This is a genomic window from Streptomyces bluensis, assembly GCF_014650715.1.
Lineage (GTDB): Bacteria > Actinomycetota > Actinomycetes > Streptomycetales > Streptomycetaceae > Streptomyces > Streptomyces bluensis.
Map to the genome: position 1 here is coordinate 228,650 of NZ_BMVM01000006.1, position 22,062 is coordinate 250,711.

General features: G+C 70.1%; 23 protein-coding genes and 1 pseudogene. 22 read left to right on the forward strand and 2 right to left on the reverse strand.

The features are described from left to right. Nucleotides 1–34 precede the first annotated feature (34 nt). Entirely contained in the window at nt 35–1,597 is a 1,563-nt protein-coding gene (gene ffh, locus IE262_RS17930; RefSeq protein ID WP_134036460.1) for a signal recognition particle protein, read from the forward strand. Nucleotides 1,598–1,882: 285 nt separating this feature from the next. Here the strand turns inward: ffh and IE262_RS17935 are convergent, their stop codons facing one another. Next, entirely contained in the window at nt 1,883–2,713 is an 831-nt protein-coding gene (locus IE262_RS17935) for a class I SAM-dependent methyltransferase (RefSeq protein ID WP_229877312.1), read from the reverse strand. Nucleotides 2,714–2,987: 274 nt separating this feature from the next. Here IE262_RS17935 and proS point away from each other — a divergent pair, with 274 nt between their 5' ends. From proS to IE262_RS18025, 18 genes and pseudogenes are all read left to right on the forward strand, one after another. Then, nucleotides 2,988–4,403: a proline--tRNA ligase gene (gene proS / locus IE262_RS17940; protein ID WP_134036466.1), complete on the forward strand. Its 1,416-nt coding sequence runs from the start codon at nt 2,988–2,990 to the stop codon at nt 4,401–4,403. A gap of 280 nt (nt 4,404–4,683) precedes the next feature. Further along, nucleotides 4,684–5,286, forward strand: coding sequence for a hypothetical protein (locus tag IE262_RS17945; protein WP_131559784.1), 603 nt, complete (start codon nt 4,684–4,686; stop codon nt 5,284–5,286). Between the two features lie 308 nt (nt 5,287–5,594). Further along, nucleotides 5,595–6,014 (forward strand): 30S ribosomal protein S16, encoded by a 420-nt coding sequence (gene rpsP, locus IE262_RS17950; RefSeq protein ID WP_131559783.1) that lies wholly within the window; start codon nt 5,595–5,597, stop codon nt 6,012–6,014. Between the two features lie 5 nt (nt 6,015–6,019). Next, complete coding sequence (locus IE262_RS17955; protein ID WP_014176063.1) at nt 6,020–6,259, forward strand: RNA-binding protein; 240 nt, start codon at nt 6,020–6,022, stop codon at nt 6,257–6,259. 82 nt (nt 6,260–6,341) lie between these two features. Beyond that, a complete protein-coding gene (gene rimM, locus IE262_RS17960) occupies nt 6,342–6,932 on the forward strand; it encodes a ribosome maturation factor RimM (protein WP_189874811.1) in 591 nt (196 codons plus the stop codon). Next, on the forward strand, nt 6,929–7,762 hold the full coding sequence (gene trmD / locus IE262_RS17965; protein ID WP_189874813.1) for a tRNA (guanosine(37)-N1)-methyltransferase TrmD: 834 nt from the start codon (nt 6,929–6,931) through the stop codon (nt 7,760–7,762). The genes rimM and trmD overlap by 4 nt, the downstream gene beginning before the upstream one ends. Nucleotides 7,763–7,897: 135 nt before the next feature. Beyond that, a complete protein-coding gene (gene rplS, locus IE262_RS17970; protein ID WP_134036475.1) occupies nt 7,898–8,248 on the forward strand; it encodes a 50S ribosomal protein L19 in 351 nt (116 codons plus the stop codon). A 46-nt stretch (nt 8,249–8,294) separates the two neighbouring features. Beyond that, a complete protein-coding gene (gene lepB / locus IE262_RS17975; protein ID WP_134036478.1) occupies nt 8,295–9,062 on the forward strand; it encodes a signal peptidase I in 768 nt (255 codons plus the stop codon). Beyond that, nucleotides 9,055–10,134: pseudogene (lepB, locus tag IE262_RS40545) on the forward strand (signal peptidase I); the annotation flags it as partial. The gene lepB (IE262_RS17975) and the pseudogene lepB (IE262_RS40545), both read left to right, overlap by 8 nt. After that, nucleotides 10,022–11,086 carry a signal peptidase I gene (lepB, locus tag IE262_RS17985; protein WP_189874815.1) on the forward strand — a complete coding sequence of 355 codons (1,065 nt, stop codon included), beginning with the start codon at nt 10,022–10,024 and terminating at the stop codon, nt 11,084–11,086. The pseudogene lepB (IE262_RS40545) and the gene lepB (IE262_RS17985), both read left to right, overlap by 113 nt. 81 nt (nt 11,087–11,167) lie before the next feature. Then, nucleotides 11,168–11,917, forward strand: coding sequence for a signal peptidase I (gene lepB, locus IE262_RS17990; protein ID WP_134036484.1), 750 nt, complete (start codon nt 11,168–11,170; stop codon nt 11,915–11,917). After that, a complete protein-coding gene (locus tag IE262_RS17995) occupies nt 11,907–12,413 on the forward strand; it encodes an NUDIX hydrolase (RefSeq protein WP_134036487.1) in 507 nt (168 codons plus the stop codon). Before lepB (IE262_RS17990) ends, IE262_RS17995 begins: the two co-directional genes overlap by 11 nt. A 55-nt stretch (nt 12,414–12,468) precedes the next feature. Further along, a complete protein-coding gene (locus IE262_RS18000) occupies nt 12,469–12,777 on the forward strand; it encodes a DUF2469 domain-containing protein (RefSeq protein ID WP_003965949.1) in 309 nt (102 codons plus the stop codon). A 107-nt stretch (nt 12,778–12,884) separates the two neighbouring features. Beyond that, on the forward strand, nt 12,885–13,286 hold the full coding sequence (locus IE262_RS18005) for a YraN family protein (RefSeq protein WP_134036490.1): 402 nt from the start codon (nt 12,885–12,887) through the stop codon (nt 13,284–13,286). Beyond that, the gene (locus IE262_RS18010) at nt 13,286–14,908 is read left to right on the forward strand and encodes a YifB family Mg chelatase-like AAA ATPase (protein WP_189874817.1); all 1,623 of its coding nucleotides are present in this window, start codon (nt 13,286–13,288) and stop codon (nt 14,906–14,908) included. Before IE262_RS18005 ends, IE262_RS18010 begins: the two co-directional genes overlap by 1 nt. 31 nt (nt 14,909–14,939) lie before the next feature. Then, nucleotides 14,940–16,100 (forward strand): DNA-processing protein DprA, encoded by a 1,161-nt coding sequence (dprA, locus tag IE262_RS18015; protein WP_189874819.1) that lies wholly within the window; start codon nt 14,940–14,942, stop codon nt 16,098–16,100. Nucleotides 16,101–16,383: 283 nt separating this feature from the next. Then, on the forward strand, nt 16,384–17,220 hold the full coding sequence (gene whiG, locus IE262_RS18020; RefSeq protein ID WP_134036500.1) for an RNA polymerase sigma factor WhiG: 837 nt from the start codon (nt 16,384–16,386) through the stop codon (nt 17,218–17,220). A gap of 93 nt (nt 17,221–17,313) precedes the next feature. Further along, complete coding sequence (locus tag IE262_RS18025; RefSeq protein ID WP_134036887.1) at nt 17,314–17,871, forward strand: TetR/AcrR family transcriptional regulator; 558 nt, start codon at nt 17,314–17,316, stop codon at nt 17,869–17,871. Nucleotides 17,872–18,045: 174 nt separating this feature from the next. On the opposite strand, the gene IE262_RS18030 is transcribed toward IE262_RS18025, so the two are convergent. Next, a complete protein-coding gene (locus IE262_RS18030) occupies nt 18,046–18,600 on the reverse strand; it encodes a peptidoglycan DD-metalloendopeptidase family protein (protein WP_373305075.1) in 555 nt (184 codons plus the stop codon). Between the two features lie 455 nt (nt 18,601–19,055). Between IE262_RS18030 and rpsB the strand changes: the two genes are divergently transcribed. The 3 genes from rpsB (at nt 19,056) to pyrH (ending at nt 21,948) form a co-directional block, all read left to right on the forward strand. Continuing rightward, nucleotides 19,056–19,970 (forward strand): 30S ribosomal protein S2, encoded by a 915-nt coding sequence (gene rpsB, locus IE262_RS18035; protein ID WP_189874821.1) that lies wholly within the window; start codon nt 19,056–19,058, stop codon nt 19,968–19,970. A gap of 175 nt (nt 19,971–20,145) precedes the next feature. Further along, entirely contained in the window at nt 20,146–20,982 is an 837-nt protein-coding gene (gene tsf, locus IE262_RS18040) for a translation elongation factor Ts (RefSeq protein WP_134036506.1), read from the forward strand. 207 nt (nt 20,983–21,189) lie between these two features. Next, a complete protein-coding gene (gene pyrH, locus IE262_RS18045; protein ID WP_134036509.1) occupies nt 21,190–21,948 on the forward strand; it encodes a UMP kinase in 759 nt (252 codons plus the stop codon). Nucleotides 21,949–22,062: the final 114 nt, after the last annotated feature.

Genomic DNA, 22,062 nt, shown 5'->3' on the forward strand with positions numbered 1-22,062 from the left:
CACACTGCCCCCGACTCCGAGGACCGAAGCCGCCGTGTTCGATACGCTCTCCGATCGCCTCTCAGCGACTTTCAAGAACCTGCGGGGTAAGGGACGCCTTTCCGAGGCGGACATCGACGCCACGGCACGCGAGATCCGCGTTGCGCTCCTCGAAGCGGACGTGGCGCTTCCTGTCGTCCGGGGGTTCATCAAGAACGTCAAGGAGCGGGCGCTCGGTGCCGAGGTCTCCAAGGCACTCAACCCGGCCCAGCAGGTCCTCAAGATCGTCAACGAGGAGCTCGTCCAGATCCTCGGCGGCGAGACCCGCCGCCTGCGGTTCGCCAAGCAGCCGCCGACCGTGATCATGCTGGCGGGTCTGCAGGGTGCCGGTAAGACGACGCTCGCGGGCAAGCTCGGCAAGTGGCTCAAGGAGCAGGGACACTCCCCGCTGCTGGTCGCCGCCGACCTCCAGCGTCCGAACGCGGTCAACCAGCTCAGCGTGGTCGCCGAGCGCGCGGGCGTGGCCGTCTTCGCGCCGGAGCCCGGCAACGGCGTGGGCGACCCGGTGAAGGTCGCCAAGGACTCCATCGAGCACGCGAAGTCGAAGGTCCACGACATCGTGGTCGTCGACACCGCGGGCCGCCTGGGCATCGACCAGGAGATGATGCAGCAGGCCGCGGACATCCGGGACGCGGTCAGCCCCGACGAGATCCTGTTCGTCGTCGACGCGATGATCGGTCAGGACGCCGTCAACACCGCCGAGGCCTTCCGCGACGGCGTCGGCTTCGATGGTGTGGTGCTGTCGAAGCTCGACGGTGACGCCCGCGGTGGTGCGGCGCTGTCGATCCGCCAGATCACCGGCAAGCCCATCATGTTCGCGTCGAACGGTGAGAAGCTCGACGACTTCGACGCCTTCCACCCCGACCGGATGGCCTCCCGCATCCTCGACATGGGTGACCTGCTCACCCTGATCGAGCAGGCGGAGCGGACGTTCAGCCAGGAAGAGGCCGAGAAGATGGCCTCCAAGCTGGCGTCCAAGAAGGGCCAGGACTTCACCCTGGACGACTTCCTGGCCCAGATGGAGCAGGTCCGGAAGATGGGCTCCATCTCGAAGCTGCTCGGCATGCTGCCGGGCATGGGCCAGATCAAGGACCAGATCAACAACCTCGACGAGCGGGACGTCGACCGTACGGCCGCGATCATCAAGTCGATGACCCCGGGCGAGCGACAGGACCCGACGATCATCAACGGTTCGCGGCGAGCCCGTATCGCCCGGGGTTCGGGTGTCGAGGTCAGCGCCGTGAAGAACCTCGTCGAGCGGTTCTTCGAGGCGCGCAAGATGATGTCCCGTATGGCGCAGGGCGGCGGTATGCCGGGGATGCCCGGGATGCCGGGCATGGGTGGCGGTCCCGGCCGGACGAAGAAGCAGCCGAAGAAGGCCAAGGGCAAGCAGCGTTCCGGAAACCCGATGAAGCGCAAGCAGCAGGAGCAGGAAGCTGCCGCTCGGCGTGCCGCCGCGGCGCAGGGGGGTGCTCCGGGTGGGGCGTTCGGACTGCCGGGCCAGCAGGCTGGGCAGGACTTCGAACTGCCGGACGATTTCAAGAAGTTCATGGGCTGATCCGGGGGCGTGCGAGCCTGTGGCTCGCAGCGGGCACGTGGGCACGGGGGCCTGTGGGCAAGTTTGCTGAGCGGATCGGCGATGGTCGCTGTTGGCCGTTCCCGCCGTTCCCGCCGTTCGCCCTTCGCCCTTCGCCCTTCGTCGTTCGCCTACGGCCCGTCGCATGCGGGACGCGCAGGCCGCCGGGGCGCTCTCTCTGTGAGGGTGCCCCGGTTTTGCGCCCCCCGCCGCAACTGGAAGGCGCGCGGCGGCGCCGGCGGGGCGCGTGGCGCGTCGGACGTCGGGTTAGGGCATCCGCGCGATCAGGTAGCGGAACACGTTCGGCATCCACACCGTGCCGTCACCGCGCTGGTACGGGTGAAGGGCCTCCGTCACCTCCTTCTCGACCTGGGCCTGGTCCGTGGCCATGACGGCCGCGTCGAACAACCCCGTGGACAGCAGACCCCGTACCGCGTTGTCGATGTCGGCGTACCCGAAGGGGCACGCCACCCGCCCGGATCCGTCGGGCCGAAGCCCGGCCCGCTGGGCGACCTCCTCCAGGTCGTCCCGGAGGGCGGGTCGCCAACTCCCCGGCGTACGCAAGGGATCCGCCAGCTTGGTGGCCACGCGGAGCACGGACGACGTGGTGCACCGTTCCGGTGGGCCCCAGCCCACCAGCACCGCGGGTGTGCCACGACGCACGAGCGGCCCCGCCCCGGTGAGCAACTCGGCGAGCCCCTCGGAGTCCCCGGCCACGCAGCCGATCGGTTCGAAGGCGGTCACGAGGTTGTACGCGGGCTCCCTGTACCCGGGCTCCCCGGAGGCACCGACCGCGTCGGCCACGTCCTCAAGAGTCCCGTCGACGATGAGCCTCTCCGCACGCGCGCGCGTGCCCCAGTCCTGCGGCACCAGCCTTTCCCGCGCCAGACGCACCCGCTCGGGTGACTTCGCGTCGATGCCGGTGACGGTGGCCCCCCGGGAGGCCGCCATCAGCAGAGCGAGCCCGGAGCCGCAGCCGAGGCCCAGCACCCGCGTACCGGAACCCACTTCGAGTCGCTCATAGACGGCCTCGTAGAGAGGTACCAGCATCCTTTCCTGGATCTCGGCCCAGTCACGCGCGCGTGTGGCCTGGTCCATGCGGGGCGCTGCCCCCGCGAGAGGTAGGTGCTGCCGCATGAGCGTAGGTGTCATATCGAAGCGCCCCAATCCGCCGAGAGTTGCCACGTTGCCCTGTTGCCCGTTTTCCTGGGCCCCCCGCAGTGCGGTCGCACTCCCCCCGCTTTGTCCCCCGTATGCCAGGAAACTCCGCACCCGACGCCCCGTCCAGTGGTCACGGGCACCCGCTTGCGTGACGACCGTGCTCCAGGAAAAGAATTCACATCCCCGCAACGTGGCCCCGTACCATCGCGCCATGGCCAAGGCACCCGTTCTCACACCCCGGGCGGACGACTTCCCGCGCTGGTACCAGGACCTGATCAACAAGGCCGAACTGGCCGACAACGGGCCGGTGCGCGGCACCATGGTCATCCGACCGTACGGGTACGGGCTGTGGGAGCGGATGCAGGCCGAGATGGACGCACGGATCAAGGAGACGGGGACCCAGAACGCGTACTTCCCGCTGCTGATCCCGCAGTCGTACCTCACGCGTGAGGCCGACCACGTCGAGGGCTTCGCGCCCGAACTCGCCGTGGTCACGCACGGCGGTGGCAAGGAGCTGGAGGAGCCGGCGGTGGTCCGCCCGACCTCCGAGATGATCGTCAACGACTACTTCTCGAAGTGGGTGCAGAGCTACCGCGACCTTCCCCTGCTGATCAACCAGTGGGCGAACGTGGTCCGTTGGGAACTCAGGCCCCGCCTGTTCCTGCGCACCACCGAGTTCCTGTGGCAGGAGGGCCACACCGCGCACGCCACCTACGAGGACGCGCGCGACTTCGCCGCGCACATCCACCGCAAGGTCTACGAGGACTTCATGGTGAACGTCCTCGCGATGGACGTCATCGCCGGCCGCAAGACCGTCAAGGAGCGGTTCGCGGGCGCCATCAACACCCTCACCCTCGAAGGCATGATGGGCGACGGCAAGGCCCTGCAGATGGCCACCAGCCACGAGCTGGGCCAGAACTTCGCCAAGGCCTTCAACACCCGGTATCTGTCGCGGGAGGGCAGACAGGAGCTGGTCTGGCAGACGTCCTGGGGCTCGACGACCCGCATGATCGGTGCCTTGGTGATGATGCACGGCGACGACAGCGGCCTGCGCGTCCCGCCCCGCCTCGCCCCGGTCCAGGCCGTCGTCCTCGCGGTCAAGGAGGACGACGCGGTGCTGGCCAAGGTCCGGGAGATCGGTGACCGGCTCAGGGCGGCGGGCGTACGCGTCCACGTCGACGACCGCACGGACACTCCGTTCGGGCGCCGTGCGGTCGACTGGGAGCTCAAGGGCGTCCCCGTGCGCATCGAGGTCGGGCCCCGCGACCTGGAGAAGGGGACCGCGATGCTGGCCCGCCGTATCCCGGGAGGCAAGGAGCCCGTCGCGATCGACTCGCTCGCCGGCATGCTCCCCGCGGTCCTCGAAGCGGACCAGGCGCTCCTGCTGACGCAGTCGCGCGAGCTCCGCGAGTCCCGTACGAGCGATGTGGCGACGATCGAGGAAGCCGTCGAGGCGGCGGCCGCCGGCGGCTGGGCGCGCCTCCCGTGGGCCGTGCTCGGTGAGGAGGGCGAGGTCAAGCTGGCCGAGCACGCGGTGACCGTACGGTGTCTGGTCGCCGAGGACGGGTCGGTGCCCGACTCCGACGACGCGCCGGGTAACGTCGCCGTCGTGGCGCGCGCCTACTAGTGGCCTTAGGAGTGCGCCCGGCTCCGCTGCGCCCGGCTCCGCTGCGGGAGAGGCCGAACGGCATCTTGCGCACGTGACGACTCCGGGGTGCCCCCGGCGGGAGGAGACGGGCGGGCGTACGCGTGTCTACGTACCGCCTTGGTATGAGCTGTGCGGCTTCTCCGCAGATCGGCGTACCCGCCCTCGTCAGGTCGCATCAGCGGCAACTGACGGGTACGTGCAAATTATTTGAGATGCCCCGGAATAGGAACACAGCGGGACCCGGGCTCGTTGTCATTACGTGAGCACGACACAGACACCACCTGTTCTCGCCGCAGAGCTGGCACAGGCGTGGGCCGACATTCAGCGGTACCACCCCGAGCTGCCGGATCTTGCCGCTCCCGAGTCCCTGATCGGAGAGTCGTCGTCCGCATGCGGGCACGAGCTCTCCTTCGAGCGACTGCTCCATGAGGCAGTCCACGGCATCGCCGCCGCCCGCGGAGTCCGCGACACCTCGCGCGCCGGCCGCTACCACAACCGCAGATTCCTCGCCATCGCCGAGGAGCTGGGCCTGGACCACCCCGAGGAGCCGCACCCCAGCAGTGGCTTCTCGCTGGTCACGCTCAACCCCGAGGCGAAGCGGCGCTACCGCCCGACCATCGAGCGGCTCCAGCGCGCGCTGAAGGCCCACTCCGCCGCGACCGCCGCCGACACGGCCCGCTCCTTCCGCGGCCCGGCCGCCCGCCACGGCTCCTCCGGGGGCGGTGTCCGGGTGAAGGCGGTGTGCGACTGCGGGCGCAACGTCCGGGTCGTACCGTCGGTCCTGGCCCAGGCGCCGATCGTGTGCGGCGGATGCGGAAAGCCCTTCCGCATCCCCGAGGTGGTCGGCGCGGCGGCGAGCTGAGACGACGGCTGCTCGTGGCAGCCGTACCTCAGCCGTCGCAGCGGGGGACGAGTGGGCGCGGCGGCACCCTGCCCGGGCGGTGAGCGGACACGCTTCGCCGAGCCGGCGCCGGGTGTCGCTCAGTCATGCCCGGGAACCCCCTCGGCCGGAGTGATCTCCGGCGTGTGGCACAATGACTAGCTGTACTCGACAGCCGCACAGGACCCCTCTCTCCTCCGGCTGACGCGTCCATCGGGCCACTCGGGTACCGCAACCCCACGCGGCATCTCGTTGTGCCCAACCACGTCAAACCAGGAGAACCCACTCCCGTGGCAGTCAAGATCAAGCTGAAGCGTCTGGGCAAGATCCGTTCGCCTCACTACCGCATCGTCGTCGCCGACTCCCGTACCCGCCGTGACGGCCGGGCCATCGAGGAGATCGGCAAGTACCACCCGACGTACCACCCGTCGGTGATCGAGGTCGACGCCGAGCGCGTCGCGTACTGGCTGGGTGTCGGCGCGCAGCCGACCGAGCCCGTGCTCGCGATCCTCAAGAAGACCGGCGACTGGCAGAAGTTCAAGGGCGAGCCCGCCCCGGCGCCGCTGCTCGTCGCCGAGGCCAAGTCCGGTCGCCCGTCGTTCGAGGCTCTCGGCGGTGACGACGAGGGCAAGGGTGAGGCCATCACCCAGAAGAAGAAGGCCGAGAAGAAGGACGAGGCCGCGGCTGAGTCCGAGTCGACCGAGGCCTGAGCAGCATGCTCGAAGAGGCGCTTGAGCACCTCGTGAAGGGCATCGTCGACAACCCTGACGATGTGCAGGTCGCCTCGCGCAACCTGCGTCGCGGGCGCGTTCTTGAGGTCCGGGTCCACCCCGACGACCTCGGCAAGGTGATCGGCCGCAACGGCCGCACCGCGCGCGCCCTGCGCACCGTCGTCGGAGCCATCGGCGGCCGTGGTGTCCGCGTCGACCTCGTCGACGTGGACCAAGTCCGCTGACGCGAACGCAGCACCGGCTCGGGCCGGGGAGGGCCACTGGGCCGTCCCCGGCCCGCAGTCGTATGACAGGAGATCTTCACAAGTGCAGCTGGTAGTCGCACGGATCGGCCGCGCCCACGGCATCAAGGGCGAGGTCACCGTCGAGGTACGTACCGACGAGCCGGAGCTGAGGCTCGCACCCGGCGCCGTCCTCCTCACGGATCCCGCCTCGGCGGGCCCGCTCACCATCGAGACCGGCCGGGTGCACAGCGGCCGGCTGCTCCTGCGCTTCGAGGGCGTACGCGACCGCAACGCCGCCGAGGCCCTGCGCAACATCCTTCTGATCGCCGAGGTGGACCCGGAGGAGCTCCCCGAGGACGAGGACGAGTACTACGACCACCAGCTGGTCGACCTGGACGTGGTCACCAAGGACGGCGTGGAGGTCGGCCGGATCACCGAGATCTCGCACCTGCCCTCGCAGGACCTCTTCATCGTCGAACGGCCCGACGGGAGCGAGGTGATGATCCCCTTCGTCGAGGAGATCGTCACCGAGATCGACCTGAAGGAGCAGAGGGCGGTCATCGACCCGCCGCCCGGCCTGATCGACGACCGAGCCGAGACGGCCTCGCCGAGGGAGCCGGGGGAGCCGGGGGAGCCGAGTGAATCGAGGGAGTCGAAGGACGAGCACGCATGAGACTCGATGTCGTCACGATCTTCCCCGAGTACCTCGAACCCCTGAACGTGTCGCTCGTGGGCAAGGCACGCGCGCGTGGACAGCTGAACGTGCACGTGCATGATCTGCGGACCTGGACGTACGACCGCCACAACACGGTCGACGACACGCCGTACGGCGGCGGCCCCGGCATGGTCATGAAGACCGAACCCTGGGGGGACGCGCTGGACTCCGTGCTGGCCGACGGCTACGAGACGGGCTCCCACGGCCCCGCCCTCATCGTCCCCACCCCCAGCGGCCGCCCCTTCACCCAGGCGCTCGCCGTCGAACTCTCCGAGCGCCCCTGGCTGGTCTTCACGCCCGCCCGTTACGAGGGCATCGACCGCCGCGTCATCGACGAGTACGCGACCCGTATGCCCGTCTACGAGGTGTCCATCGGCGACTACGTCCTCGCCGGCGGTGAGGCGGCCGTCCTCGTCGTCACGGAAGCCGTGGCGCGACTGCTGCCGGGCGTCCTCGGGAACGCCGAGTCACACCGGGACGACTCCTTCGCGCCCGGAGCCATGGCCAGTCTCCTGGAGGGCCCGGTGTATACGAAGCCGCCCGCGTGGCGCGGCCGTGGCATCCCCGAGGTGCTGCTCAGCGGACACCACGGCAAGATCGCCCGCTGGCGCCGAGACGAGGCGCTCAGGCGTACGACCGTCAACCGGCCCGACCTCATCGAGCGCTGCGACCCCAAGGTGTTCGACAAGAAGGACCGCGAGATGCTCTCCATCCTCGGCTGGTCGCCGGACCCCGAGGGCGAGCAGCACGGCCGATTTTGGCGCAGGACAGAGGGCGTGGAAGAATAGGCCGCTGTTGTGCGTCGTCCGGCGCGCGTCCCTGCCACAGGGGGACACGACGCCCGCCCCGACCCGGACAGCAATCCTCCCGAACAACCTAGCTCCCGCCGATGACCTGTGGCATGGGCGAAGAAAGCAGACGAAATGTCTCACCTGCTCGACTCCGTCGACGCCGCGTCGCTGCGCAGCGACATCCCGGCCTTCCGCCCGGGTGACACCGTCAACGTCCACGTCCGCGTCATCGAGGGCAACCGCTCTCGTGTGCAGCAGTTCAAGGGTGTTGTCATCCGCCGCCAGGGTGCTGGTGTCCGCGAGACCTTCACGGTCCGCAAGGTCTCGTTCTCCGTCGGCGTCGAGCGCACCTTCCCGGTGCACACCCCGATCGTCGAGAAGATCGAGCTCGTCACGCGCGGTGACGTCCGCCGCGCCAAGCTGTACTACCTGCGCGACCTGCGCGGTAAGGCGGCGAAGATCAAGGAGAAGCGCGAGAACTGAGCGCGCTCAGGTGTCACAGAGCGGGGCCGGATAGCATCTGGCCCCGATGGACACCGAAGCACACCACGTGGAGCGCGACCGCTCCTCCCGCCCCTCTGGGGACGAGACCTCATCGGACAACTCCGGCCGGGCGCCGGACGGTTCCGAAGAGATCTCGGACACAGCGGAGCCGGAGGGACGGTCGCGTTTCTCGTTCGGCATCCGTGTCGCCGACTGGCTCCCCGGCGGGCGGATCACCCTGACCGCACTGGTTTGCCTGCTTTTCCCGCTGCTGCTCAGCACGTTCGTGATCCAGCCGTTCCAGATTCCCAGCAGCTCCATGGAGAGCGGATTGAGGGTCGGGGACCGCGTTCTCGTAAATAAGTTGGCGTACCGTTTCGGTTCCGAGCCGCAGCGGGGTGACGTCGTGGTGTTCGACGGCACCGACTACTTCGGGAACGCCGACTACGTCAAGCGCGTTGTCGGCGTCGGGGGAGACCATGTGGTCTGCTGCGACAGGGAGGGGAGGCTTGAGGTGAACGGCCGGTCGGTCGACGAGTCGGCGTTTCTGTACCGCGGGGACAGCCCGTCGGACGTGCCCTTCGACGTGGTCGTGCCCGACGGCACCCTGTTCGTCCTCGGTGACCACCGCAGTGACTCCAGTGACTCCCGTGACCACCTCGGGTCGCCGGGGGGCGGCATGATCCCGGTCGGGAGAGTGATCGGCAGAGCCGGCTGGATCGCCTGGCCCGTCGGGCACATGACGGTCCTGGACCGCCCCGGCGCCTACGCGCGCGTGCCCGCCGCGTCCACCGCGGACGGTGCGCATGGGTAACCGCGGCAAACCCCGCGGGGTCGTCAGCACCCCCGCCGACAACCTGTTGCCCACGGGCGCCCGACGGGCCGGTGGAGCGGCCCGGCCGAGCCGGGTCGAACGGCGCAAGCTCGCCCGTAAGATCAAGCGCCGCAGGCGCCGCTCGGCCCTCAAGGAGATCCCGCTCCTCATAGGCGTCGCCGTGGTCATAGCCCTGGTCCTGAAGACCTTCCTGGTCCAGGCGTTCGTGATCCCGTCGGGCTCGATGGAGAACACGATCCAGATCGGCGACCGCGTCCTGGTCGACAAGCTCACCCCGTGGTTCGGCTCCGAGCCGCAGCGCGGGGACGTCGTCGTGTTCAAGGACCCCGGCGGCTGGCTGGAGGACGAGCAGACGACGGTGAAGCAGGACGACCCCGTCGTGATCAAGCAGATCAAGGAGGGCCTCCAGTTCATCGGACTGCTGCCCTCCGACAACGAACGGGACCTGATCAAGCGGGTCGTCGCGGTCGGCGGAGACACCGTCAAGTGCTGCGACACCCAGGGGCGCGTCACGGTCAACGGCATGCCGCTCAACGAGCCGTACATCCGTGCCGGCAACGCACCGTCGTCGATCAAGTTCGAGGTGGCGGTGCCTCCGGGCCGCTACTGGGTCATGGGCGACCATCGTGCCAACTCCGCCGACTCGCGCTATCACCGCACCGAGTCGTACAACGGCACCGTCTCCGCGGACTCCGTCGTCGGCCGTGCCGTGGTCATCGCCTGGCCCATAGGGAACTGGAGCCAGCTGGAGGAGCCGGACACGTACGCGTCGGTGCCGAGCGGGTCGACCACCGCTCTCGGCGCGTCGCATAGGGTGGCCTCAGCGGATCTGAATGGATTGATCCCGCTCCCGACCCCTGCGGAACTCCCGCTCGTTATGGGAGTGGTGGGCCTGCACCGGATGAGGCGTGGGCGGCGGTACGGCGTGAGGAGTGGATGTGGGGGATTTGGCGGTCGGCGCACGATCCGGACACGGTGGCCCCGAGGAGCAGCCGGAGCGGCCCGACGAAGCGGCTTCCCCGGCCTCGGAGGACGCGGCGCGCTCCAGCAACGCCGCAGGCCCGGGTGGTACCGGGGGTTCCGCGGGCTCCGGGAGTGACTCCCCGGACGCCGAAAACCCCAGGGACGCCGAAGACCCCAGGGACGGCGAGGATCCAAGGGACGGCGAGGACCTCAGGGACGGCGAGGACTCCGCGGACGGCGAGGAGGGGGGCCAGCAGCGGCGCAAGCAGCGGTCCTTCTGGAAGGAACTGCCGATCCTCGTCGTCATCGCGCTGGTCCTCGCGCTGCTGATCAAGACTTTCCTGGTGCAGGCGTTCTCGATCCCCTCGGACTCGATGCAGAACACGCTGCAGCAGGGCGACCGGGTCCTGGTCGACAAGCTCACCCCGTGGTTCGGCTCCGAGCCCGAGCGGGGCGAGGTCGTCGTCTTCCACGACCCCGACAACTGGCTCGCGGGCGAGCCCACGCCCGAGCCCAACCCCGTGCAGCGGGTGCTCAGCTGGGTCGGCCTGATGCCCTCCTCCGAGGAGAAGGACCTCATCAAGCGGGTCATCGGCGTCGGAGGCGACACCGTCGAGTGCAAGGGCACCGGCCCCCTGAGGGTCAACGGCAAGGCGTTGAACGAGCCGTACGTCTACGCGGGCAACACCCCGTGCACGGTCGACGACCAGGGCGGCCAGTTCAAGGTGAAGGTGCCCGAGGGCAAAATCTGGGTCATGGGTGACCACCGGCAGAACTCGCTGGACTCCCGCTACCACCAGAACGACAAGAACAAGGGCTTCGTCCCCGTGGACAGCGTCGTGGGCCGTGCCATCGTGATCGCCTGGCCGCCCACGCGCTGGGACACGCTGCCCATTCCCGACACCTTCGACCAGGGTCTGAGTGCCGCGGCTCCCGGTGCGCTCGGTCTCGCGGGAGCGGTTCCGCTGGTGCTGTGGCGCCGACGCCGTCTCCTTACCGACGGAAACCCGAGGGTTTCTGGCGGTGGTACCGCCGGGTAGGGTGCCGTCCCAGATCGCCGATCCTCCGCGGCCGCGCACGGGCCCCGGGAGGTTGGTTCTCCGACCTGGGGGAGCACTGGGATGAGCGGGACGACAGGCCGTACGGACGAGGGCCGCGGACGGCTCGGCAGCACGCTGTCGGGACTGGCCGTGGCCCTCGGCTGTGTGCTCTTCCTCGGCGGATTCGCCTGGGGCGCCTTCGTCTACCAGCCGTACACCGTGCCCACCGACTCGATGGCGCCCACCATCACGGCCGGGGACCGGATCCTCGCCGAGCGCATCGACGGCGCCGCGGTCAAGCGCGGTGACGTGGTCGTCTTCAGTCAGAAGACCTGGGGCGACATGCCCATGGTCAAGCGGGTCGTCGCGGTCGGCGGCGACACGATCGCCTGCTGCACCGGCGGCAAGCTGACCGTCAACGGCAAGAAGATCGACGAGGCGTATCTCCCCGAGGGCCAGGACGCGGAGGCGATGGGCATCCCGGAGATCACCGTGCCCGACGGGCGGCTGTTCCTCCTCGGCGACGAGCGCAGCGGTTCCCTGGACTCCACGGCCCATCTCACGGAGGCCGGCAGCGGCACGGTGCCGCGCGACTCCGTGGACGCGCGCGTCGACGCCGTTGTGTGGCCCATGGACGGCATGCTGGCCCGCCCCACGGGCTTCGAGACGCTCGGCTCGCTCTCGTCGCCCGGTCCGCTGCGGCTGATCACGGCCGCGATCATCGTGGGCGCGGTGCTCGTGCTGGGCGGCGGGGCATACGGGCCGATCGCCCAGCGCAGGGCCACGCGCCGCCGCTCGACGACGGCGACGGAGCCTGCCGGTGCCCGCTGAGGCGACCTTCGAGGGCGGACTGCGCAAGGTGGCCAGGGTCGTGCTGCTGGACCCGCAGGAGCGCGTCCTGCTGCTGCACGGGCACGAACCGGACGACCCCGCGGACAACTGGTGGTTCACACCCGGCGGCGGCCTGGAGGGCGCGGAGACACGCGAGGAGGCCGCGCTGCGGGAACTCGCGGAGGAGACCGGCATCACCGAGGTGGAGCTCGGCCCGGTGCTGTGGCGGCGCAGATGTTCCTTCCCGTTCGCCGGCCGTCGCTGGGATCAGGACGAGTGGTACTACCTGGCCCGTACGCGTCAGACCACGACCGTGGCCGCCGGTCTCACCGACCTGGAACGCCGCAGCGTCGCCGGAGCGCGCTGGTGGACCTGTCAGGAACTGACCGAAGCGCATGAGACGGTGTATCCGACCAGGTTCGCCGAGCTCCTGCGCAGGCTGCTCGACGAAGGTCCCCCGGCCAGGCCCGAGGTCCTCGACACGGAAATCGTCTAGCGGCTCACGGGGCTGGCGCACAATGGGGGGACGCACGGCTGAAGGGGAACATGCCATGAGCGCCGAGGACCTCGAAAAGTACGAGACCGAGATGGAGCTCAAGCTCTACCGGGAGTACCGCGACGTCGTCGGTCTGTTCAAATACGTGATCGAGACCGAGCGACGTTTCTACCTGACCAACGACTACGAGATGCAGGTGCACTCGGTCCAGGGTGAGGTGTTCTTCGAGGTGTCGATGGCGGACGCCTGGGTGTGGGACATGTACCGCCCGGCCCGCTTCGTGAAGCAGGTGCGCGTTCTGACGTTCAAGGACGTGAACATTGAGGAGCTGAACAAGAGCGATCTGGAGCTCCCGGGTGGATGAGGGATCCGGCTCCCGGGCGAGTGACGCTGTGCGCCCCTCGTGTGGGTGACGGAGTTGTCCACAGTCGCTGAATTGTCCACCAAGATCCACTGAGTGGAGGCGGATGCGTGACTGTTGGCGCCGGAGGTGGTGCCGACATGAACACACGCAACGCACGCGGCGCGATCGGCAGGTACGGGGAAGAGCTGGCGGCCCGACGGCTGACCGAGGCCGGGATGACCGTCCTGGAGCGCAACTGGCGCTGCGGCAGGACCGGCGAGATCGACATCGTGGCCAGAGACGGCGACGTCCTCGTCGTCTGCGAGGTGAAGACCCGCAGCAGCACCAGTTTCGAACATCCGATGGCCGCCATCACCCCGGCCAAGGCCGGACGCCTGCGTGAGCTGGCCGAGCACTGGCTCCACGCGCACGGAGGGGCGCCGCCGGGCGGCGTACGCATCGACCTGGTGGGCGTGGTCCTGCCCGACCGCGGTGCCGCCGTCGTCGAACACGTGCGGGGGGTGGCCTGATGGGATTCGCCCGTACGTGTGCGGTGGCACTGGTCGGCGTCGAGGGCGTCGTCGTCGAGGTCCAGGCCGATCTGGAACCGGGCGTCGCGGCGTTCACGCTGGTGGGACTGCCCGACAAGAGCCTGACGGAGAGCCGGGACCGGGTCAGGGCGGCGGTGGTCAACTCCGGCGCCGAGTGGCCCCAGAAGAAGCTCACTGTGGGGCTGAGCCCCGCGTCGGTACCGAAGGCGGGCAGCGGCTTCGATCTCGCCGTCGCCAGCGCCGTCCTGGGCGCCTCCGAGCGCATCGACCCGCGGGTCCTCGCCGACATCGTGATGATCGGCGAGCTGGGGCTCGACGGCCGGGTCCGTCCGGTGCGGGGCATTCTCCCCGCGGTGCTGGCCGCAGCCGACGCGGGCTACGAGCAGGTGGTGGTCCCGGAATGCGCGGCGGCGGAGGCGTCGCTGGTCCCGGGCGTGTCCGTGCTCGGCGTACGCAGCCTGCGCCAGCTGATCGCGGTGCTCACCGACGAACCCGTACCCGACGAGGAACCGGACGAGACCCGCCCGGACCCGCTGATGGCCGGCCTGCGCGTGCCGGGAGTGGGCGCGGCCACGGGCATGCACGGCGTGAGCGCCGCACACCACGACCACGGGCACGACCTCGCCGACGTCGTCGGCCAGCTCTCGGCGCGGACCGCGGTGGAGGTCGCCGCCGCCGGAGGGCACCATCTCTTCCTGGAGGGTCCGCCAGGTGCCGGCAAGACGATGCTCGCCGAACGGCTCCCGGCCGTCCTGCCAACGCTCACCAGGCAGGAGTCGCTGGAGGTCACGGCCGTCCACTCGGTCGCCGGACTGCTGCCCGTGGGCAAGCCCCTGGTCGACGTCCCGCCCTACTGCGCCCCGCACCACTCGGCCACCATGCAGGCACTCGTCGGCGGCGGCCAGGGTGTCGCCCGGCCGGGTGCGGTGTCGCTGGCCCATCGAGGGGTGCTCTTCCTCGACGAGACCCCCGAGTTCAGCGGCCAGGCCCTCGACGCGTTACGTCAGCCGCTGGAGGCGGGGCACGTCGTGATCGCGCGCAGCGCGGGTGTGGTCCGGTTCCCGGCGAAGTTCCTGATGGTGCTCGCGGCCAATCCGTGCCCGTGCGGTCGCTTCTCGCTGAAGGACGACCTGTGCGAGTGCCCGCCCGCCTCGATCCGCCGCTACCAGGCCCGCCTCTCCGGTCCGCTCCTCGACCGGGTCGACCTCCGGGTGGAGGTCGACCGGGTGACCCGCTCCGAGCTGACGGAGCGCGGCGCGCGGGGCGAGTCCACGGCGGCGGTCGCCGACCGGGTGCGCGCGGCCAGGGAGCGGGCGGCCGCACGTCTGGCCGGCACCCCGTGGCGGACGAACAGCGAGGTTCCGGGGCGGGAGCTGCGCAGCCGGTGGTACGCCGCGCGGGGCGCCATGGACGAAGCCGAGCGCGGCCTGGAGCGGGGTGTGCTGACCGCTCGCGGCCTCGACCGCGTACTCCGGGTCGCCTGGACCATCGCCGACCTCGTGGGGCACGACCGGCCGGACGCCATGGACGTCGGTCTCGCCCTGCAGTTGCGGACCGGTGTGCCCCGCGGAGTGCCCGTGGCGATCGGAGCGCTGTCATGAGGGGCGCCCTGCGGCCGAGTGAGGAGGAGCCGTGAGCGCGGGCGGCCTTCCCGAGGCCGAGCGGCTCGACCGGGTCTTCCTTTCCCGGGTCACCGAGCCGGGGGACGAGCTCGGCGGGCGGTGGCTCCGCGAGCTGGGCGTCCGCGAGACGGTGCGGCGGCTCACCGGGGGCGGACGGCCGCTGCCGGGAGCCTCGGATAAGCGATGGGCGGGGCTGCGTGCCCGCGCCGAGCGTGCGGATCCGCAGCGGGACCTCGCGCAGGCACAGGGCGCCGGAGCCCGGTTCGTCTGTCCGGGGGACGTCGAGTGGCCCGGGCAACTGGACGACCTGGGGGACACGCGGCCCGTCGGGCTGTGGGTGCGGGGGCAGGTCAGCCTGCGGATGTGGGCCTCGCGGTCGGTCGCCGTGGTGGGCGCCCGGTCCTGTACGGAGTACGGGGCCCACATGGCGGCCGACCTGGGGGCAGGGCTCGCCGAGCGGGGGTGGGTCGTCGTGTCCGGCGGGGCCTACGGCGTCGACGGGGCCGCCCACCGAGGGGCTCTCGGGGCCGGGGGCGCGACCGTCGCCGTGCTGGCCTGCGGGGTGGACCGGCCCTACCCCCGAGGGCACACCCAGTTGATCAGCAGAATCGCCGAACAGGGGCTCGTGGTCGGAGAGCTGCCCCCCGGGGACCATCCGACACCCAGCAGGTTCATCCTCCGCAACCGCGTCATCGCCGCGCTCACGCGGGGGACCGTGATCGTCGAGGCCGCGTACCGCAGTGGCGCGCTCGCGACGGCGCGGGCCGCGCAGCGGCTGGGACGGTTCACGATGGGCGTGCCGGGACCCGCGACCAGCGGGCTGTCAGCGGGGGTGCACGAACTGCTGCGCGGCGAGGCGACGCTGGTCACCGACGCCGCCGAGATCACCGAGCTGGTCGGCGACATGGGCGAGCTGGCGCCGGACCGGCGTGGGCCCGTACTGCCGCGTGACCTGCTGGAACCAGGGGCCCGGCGCGTCCTCGACGCCCTTCCCGCCCGCCGGGCCGCCACGGCCCGTGCGATCGCCCTGGGCGCCGGCACGGCGGAGGACGAAGCGGTCGGCAGGCTGTACGAACTCCGAGCACTTGGCTACGTCGAACGACATGGCGAGGGCTGGAAGTTGACACGCCAGGCCATGATCTCCGGTTCATCCGATCGACGCCGATGCTGACCTAGCGTGTTCGTCCGTCCGGGGGAACGCCGACTGCCCCGGCAATTCCCGGAGTTGGCGCCCCCACGGGGTCACGCAGTGCGACAGCTGCGACCCCGGGGAGCACCCGGCGCGGAGGGTTCGCGTACGGGCGATCCCTCGCCCTTCGCTCACTGCGACGCTCCAGTCACGCTACGCTCACGAGGATTCCGGCGTAGACGGCAGGACGACGCAGACGGCAACTCGACACAGGCACCAGGCAGCAGGCACCACCAGCTCACGGCAGAACGGCACAAGGCGACGAATGCCCCAGCACACCTCCGGGTCCGATCGGGCGGCAGTTCCCCCAGCCACCCGTGTCGACGTGCGACCGCCCGCCCCCTCGACGCTCGACGAGCTGTGGCGGTCGTACAAGGCGACGGGCGACGAGCGGCTGCGCGAGCAGCTGATCCTGCACTACTCGCCGCTGGTCAAGTACGTCGCGGGCCGGGTGAGCGTCGGCCTGCCGGCCAATGTCGAGCAGGCGGACTTCGTGTCGTCCGGGGTGTTCGGGCTGATCGACGCGATCGAGAAGTTCGACATCGACCGGGAGATCAAGTTCGAGACGTACGCGATCACACGCATCCGGGGCGCGATGATCGACGAACTGCGGGCGCTGGACTGGATCCCGCGGTCCGTGCGGCAGAAGGCGCGCAACGTCGAGCGGGCCTACGCCACCCTGGAGGCACGCCTGCGGCGCACCCCGTCCGAGGGTGAGGTGGCCGCCGAGATGGGCATCGCCGTGGACGAACTCCACGCGGTGTTCAGCCAGCTGTCGCTGGCGAACGTGGTGGCCCTGGAGGAGCTGCTGCATGTCGGGGGTGAGGGCGGCGACCGGCTGAGCCTGATGGACACGCTGGAGGACACCGCAGCCGACAACCCCGTCGAGGTGGCGGAGGACCGGGAGCTCAGACGGTTCCTGGCGCGGGCGATCAGCACCCTGCCCGAGCGGGAGAAGACCGTCGTCACGCTGTACTACTACGAGGGCCTCACCCTCGCGGAGATCGGCAACGTGCTCGGGGTGACGGAGAGCCGGGTCAGCCAGATCCACACCAAGTCCGTGCTCCAGCTCCGGGCGAAGCTGGCGAGTTTCGGCCGTTGACCTGGCCGAGGCCGCCCCGTCGGACGAAGCGTCTCCCGTGGGCGTTGATTCGTCCGTAAAGTGGTTGACGTGCCAAGGATTCGAGCGGCCTCCGTGGCCGAGCACCGGTCGATGCAGCGTGCCGCCCTGCTGGACGCGGCGCGCTCCTTGCTGTCCGAGGGCGGGACGGAGGCGCTGACGTTCCCCGCGCTCGCCGAGCGCACGGGACTCGCGCGGTCGTCCGTGTACGAGTACTTCCGGTCGCGGGCCGCCGTGGTCGAGGAGCTCTGCGAGGTCGACTTCCCCCTCTGGGCGGCGGAGGTCGAGGCGGCGATGGCCGCCGCGGACAGCCCCGAGGGCAAGGTCGAGGCGTATGTGCGGCAGCAGCTCGCACTGGTCGGGGACCGGCGGCACCGGGCCGTCGTCGCCATCTCGGCGAGTGAGCTCGACGCGGGGGCGCGGGAGAAGATCCGCGCCGCGCACGGTGGGCTCGCGACGCTGATCGTCGAGGCGCTGGGCGCACTGGGACACACACAGCCCCGGCTGGTCGCGATGCTGCTCCAGGGTGTGGTCGACGCGGCCGTACGGCGGATCGAGCTCGGCGCGGCGGAGGACCCCGAGTCGATCACCGAGGCGGCGGTCGCGATGGCGCTGCGGGGCGTTCGCGGCTGAGGCTCCGTTACTCCGTCCCGTCGGTTGCTCCGGTACCCGAACAACGGCAGGCCGCCCTGCGTCCCGATCACCCACAGTCCACCCCGCTACCGCGATCACCAGCAATTCGCCCTGGTGTCCCGATCACAGTCACTCCGGTACCCCCATGCGCCGGCGGTGACTCCGGCGCTCGAATCATCCAGAGTCACCCGGCACCCTGGCCACCGGCAGCAGCCGTGACGGGCCCCTGGTCAGCAGCCACGGGGGCAGCAAGGACAGCGGGTCCAGATAAGCGTCGGCTCTGAGCAGGCCCCAGTGAAGGCACGACGACGGGCAGTGCGAGGCGCCGGGTTCGAGGACGCCCAGGACATCGCCCGCGGCTACCTCGTCGCCCCTCTTCACCGAGGCCCGGACCGGTTCGTAGGTCGTCCGCAGGGGCGGATCGCCCGTGCCCGTCAGCTCCACCGAGACGACCCCGCGCCCCGCGACCCGGCCCGCGAACGACACACGGCCCGGCGCGACGGCCCGCACCGGGGCATCGGTGGCCGCCGTGAGGTCCACGCCCCGGTGGCCACGGCCGTACGCCGTCGCAGGGGGTTCCCAGCCCCGCAGGACCAACGGGCGCTGCCCCACGGGCCAGTTCCGCCCGACGGCCGGTACGGAGGTGTCGGCGCCCGGCGGACCGGCCGGGCCCTCCTCGGGGCTCGACGACGCCTCCGCGCCGCCCGGTCCGGTCCTGGCGGACGGCATCTCCTGCCGCATGGCCGCCGGCGGTACCGCGCCCGCCAGGGGCACGGGCCCGTCGCGCCCCAGGGAGGCGCCTGCGCCCGCTCCCGGTGGGATGCCCGCCACGGCGGCGACCGTCAGCGCCAGGAGCAGGCCCGGCCACGTCCATGTCCACGTCCACGTCCACGCACATCGTTTCGCTCGCATGAGAGAACCGTGCCGGAGCGCGGTCGATCATGGCCGGGATCTGTGGACCACCGGCGGCTTGTGGACAACGGCGTCACCCGGGGCCCCGCGGGTCCCGTACACTTCTGATGGCGACCCGGGCCACCGGGTCGACTTCGCACGCCCCGATACGAGGCCTGTCAGTGGTCCGTATCAGCGCCCCTCGGTCCTTCGCGGCACGGCGCGTCGCGGGCGTCAGGCGCGCGTGCCGTCCGGCACGCGCGGCACAACCGAGAAACACAAGGAGAACGGCCATGGCCGTCGTCACGATGCGGGAGCTGCTGGAGAGCGGCGTCCACTTCGGTCACCAGACCCGCCGCTGGAACCCGAAGATGAAGCGCTTCATCTTCACCGAGCGCAACGGCATCTACATCATCGACCTGCTCCAGTCGCTGTCGTACATCGACCGCGCCTACGAGTTCGTCAAGGAGACCGTCGCCCACGGCGGCACGGTCATGTTCGTCGGCACGAAGAAGCAGGCGCAGGAGGCCATCGCCGAGCAGGCCACCCGCGTCGGCATGCCGTACGTCAACCAGCGCTGGCTGGGCGGCATGCTCACCAACTTCTCGACCGTCTACAAGCGTCTGCAGCGCCTGAAGGAGCTTGAGCAGATCGACTTCGAGGACGTGGCGTCCTCCGGTCTGACCAAGAAGGAACTGCTGGTCCTCTCCCGCGAGAAGGCCAAGCTGGAGAAGACCCTCGGTGGTATCCGCGAGATGCAGAAGGTGCCCAGCGCCGTCTGGATCGTGGACACCAAGAAGGAGCACATCGCGGTCGGTGAGGCCCGGAAGCTCAACATCCCGGTCGTCGCCATCCTCGACACCAACTGCGACCCCGACGAGGTCGACTACAAGATCCCGGGCAACGACGACGCGATCCGCTCCGTCACCCTGCTCACCCGCGTGATCGCCGACGCCGTCGCCGAGGGCCTCATCGCCCGCTCGGGCGTCAAGACCGAGGGCGAGAAGGCCGCGGGCGAGCCGCTCGCCGAGTGGGAGCGCGACCTGCTTGAGGGCGGCGAGAAGAAGGCCGAGGAGACCCCGGCCGCCGAGGCCGAGAAGCCGGCCGAGGCTCCGGCCGCCGACGCTGCTCCGGCCGCCGACGCTGCTCCGGCCGCCGAGGCTGCTCCGGCGGCCGAGGCTCCGGCCGCCGACGCCGAGCAGGCCTGACACCAGGGCGTTGACGGCGGGAGCGGCACGGCACCCCACAGCGCCTCCGGCGCGGTGAAGTCCGCTCCCGCCGTTCACCCGTAGGTCGACGGCGCGTCAGGGATCCACGGCTGTATGTGGATCGCAACCCCGTAGATCTTCGATCCTCCAGACTTCGAGAAAGACTCACAGACTCATGGCGAACTACACCGCCGCCGACGTCAAGAAGCTCCGCGAGCTCACCGGCGCCGGCATGATGGACTGCAAGAAGGCGCTGGACGAGGCCGAGGGCAACGTCGAGAAGGCCGTCGAGGCGCTCCGCATTAAGGGCCAGAAGGGCGTCGCCAAGCGCGAGGGCCGCTCCGCCGAGAACGGCGCCGTGGTCTCCGTCATCGCCGACGACAACAGCTCCGGTGTCCTGGTCGAGCTGAAGTGCGAGACGGACTTCGTCGCCAAGGGCGAGAAGTTCCAGGCCGTCGCCAGCGTGATCGCCGAGCACGTCGCCAAGACCTCCCCGGCCGACATCGAGGCGCTGCTCGCCTCCGAGATCGAGGCCGGCAAGACCGTCCAGGCGTTCGTGGACGAGGCCAACGCCAACCTCGGCGAGAAGATCGTCCTGGACCGCTTCGCGCAGTTCTCCGACGGCTTCGTGACGGCGTACATGCACCGCACGATGCCCGACCTGCCGCCGCAGATCGGTGTCCTCGTCGAGCTCGACAAGCCGAACGCCGAGGTCGCCAAGGGCGTCGCCCAGCACATCGCCGCCTTCGCGCCGAAGTACCTCTCCAAGGAGGACGTCCCGGCCGAGGTCGTCGAGTCCGAGCGCCGCGTCGCCGAGGAGACCACCCGCGCCGAGGGCAAGCCGGAGGCCGCCCTGCCGAAGATCGTCGAGGGTCGCCTCAACGGCTTCTTCAAGGACGCCACGCTGCTGGGCCAGCCGTACGCGCTCGACAACAAGAAGTCCGTCCAGAAGATCCTGGACGAGGCCGGTGTCACCCTGAAGCGCTTCACGCGCATCAAGGTCGGCATCTGAGTCATTACAGCGATCGACGCGCGACCCCGCTAGGGTCGACAGCAGTCGTCCGAGTCGTCCGTGTCGCTCGCGTATGCCGTCCCGTACACGCGTGACGGACGACAGCAGATCTGACGAGGAGGCCATTGCCGCGCATGGGAAGCGAAACACGCCCCACCGGCAGTGGCCTTCTTCGTATGTGCAACAGCTGAAAGAGGCGGGAACCCCATGACCACCAAGGCCCAGAAGAGCGACGACGGCAAAGTACGCGGCCGGTTTCTGCTGAAGCTGTCCGGAGAGGCCTTCTCCGGCGGTGGGGGCCTGGGCGTGGACCCCGACGTGGTGCACAAGATCGCCCGCGAGATCGCGGCCGTCGTACGGGACGGCGCGCAGGTCGCGGTCGTCATCGGCGGCGGCAACTTCTTCCGCGGCGCCGAACTCCAGCAGCGCGGCATGGACCGCGCCCGGTCCGACTACATGGGCATGCTCGGCACCGTGATGAACTGCCTCGCGCTCCAGGACTTCCTGGAGAGGGAAGGCATCGACAGCCGGGTCCAGACCGCCATCACCATGGGCCAGGTCGCCGAGCCGTACATCCCGCTGCGCGCCGTGCGCCACCTGGAGAAGGGCCGCGTCGTCATCTTCGGCGCCGGTATGGGCATGCCGTACTTCTCCACCGACACCACCGCCGCCCAGCGCGCCCTGGAGATCGATGCCGAGGCGCTGCTGATGGGCAAGAACGGCGTGGACGGGGTCTACGACTCCGACCCCAAGACCAACCCGGACGCGGTCAAGTTCGACTCCCTCGGATACGGCGAGGTCATCACCCGCGACCTCAAGGTCGCCGACGCCACCGCGATCACCCTGTGCCGCGACAACAAACTGCCGATCCTCGTGTTCGAGCTTCTGGCGGAGGGAAATATCGCGCGGGCCGTCAAGGGTGAGAAGATCGGCACCCTCGTGGGTGAACAGGACAGCCGGGCCTGATCGGGGACCACCCCTGCCCGGAGGACGGACCCTGACCGGGGGATGGACAATGTTCTGATGGTCGGGAACCGTGCAGGAACAAGACGCGACGCAGCCGGCCGCCGACGTGACAGA

Coding starts and splice junctions, on each gene's coding strand:
- IE262_RS17935 (WP_229877312.1), bottom strand. CDS start 2,713: ATGGACCAGGCCACACGCGCGCGTGACTGGGCCGAGATCCAGGAAAGG.
- proS (WP_134036466.1), top strand. CDS start 2,988: ATGGCCAAGGCACCCGTTCTCACACCCCGGGCGGACGACTTCCCGCGC.
- IE262_RS17955 (WP_014176063.1), top strand. CDS start 6,020: ATGCTCGAAGAGGCGCTTGAGCACCTCGTGAAGGGCATCGTCGACAAC.
- trmD (WP_189874813.1), top strand. CDS start 6,929: ATGAGACTCGATGTCGTCACGATCTTCCCCGAGTACCTCGAACCCCTG.
- rplS (WP_134036475.1), top strand. CDS start 7,898: ATGTCTCACCTGCTCGACTCCGTCGACGCCGCGTCGCTGCGCAGCGAC.
- lepB (WP_134036478.1), top strand. CDS start 8,295: ATGGACACCGAAGCACACCACGTGGAGCGCGACCGCTCCTCCCGCCCC.
- lepB (WP_134036484.1), top strand. CDS start 11,168: ATGAGCGGGACGACAGGCCGTACGGACGAGGGCCGCGGACGGCTCGGC.
- IE262_RS18000 (WP_003965949.1), top strand. CDS start 12,469: ATGAGCGCCGAGGACCTCGAAAAGTACGAGACCGAGATGGAGCTCAAG.
- IE262_RS18010 (WP_189874817.1), top strand. CDS start 13,286: ATGGGATTCGCCCGTACGTGTGCGGTGGCACTGGTCGGCGTCGAGGGC.
- whiG (WP_134036500.1), top strand. CDS start 16,384: ATGCCCCAGCACACCTCCGGGTCCGATCGGGCGGCAGTTCCCCCAGCC.
- IE262_RS18030 (WP_373305075.1), bottom strand. CDS start 18,600: ATGCCGTCCGCCAGGACCGGACCGGGCGGCGCGGAGGCGTCGTCGAGC.
- rpsB (WP_189874821.1), top strand. CDS start 19,056: ATGGCCGTCGTCACGATGCGGGAGCTGCTGGAGAGCGGCGTCCACTTC.
- tsf (WP_134036506.1), top strand. CDS start 20,146: ATGGCGAACTACACCGCCGCCGACGTCAAGAAGCTCCGCGAGCTCACC.
- pyrH (WP_134036509.1), top strand. CDS start 21,190: ATGACCACCAAGGCCCAGAAGAGCGACGACGGCAAAGTACGCGGCCGG.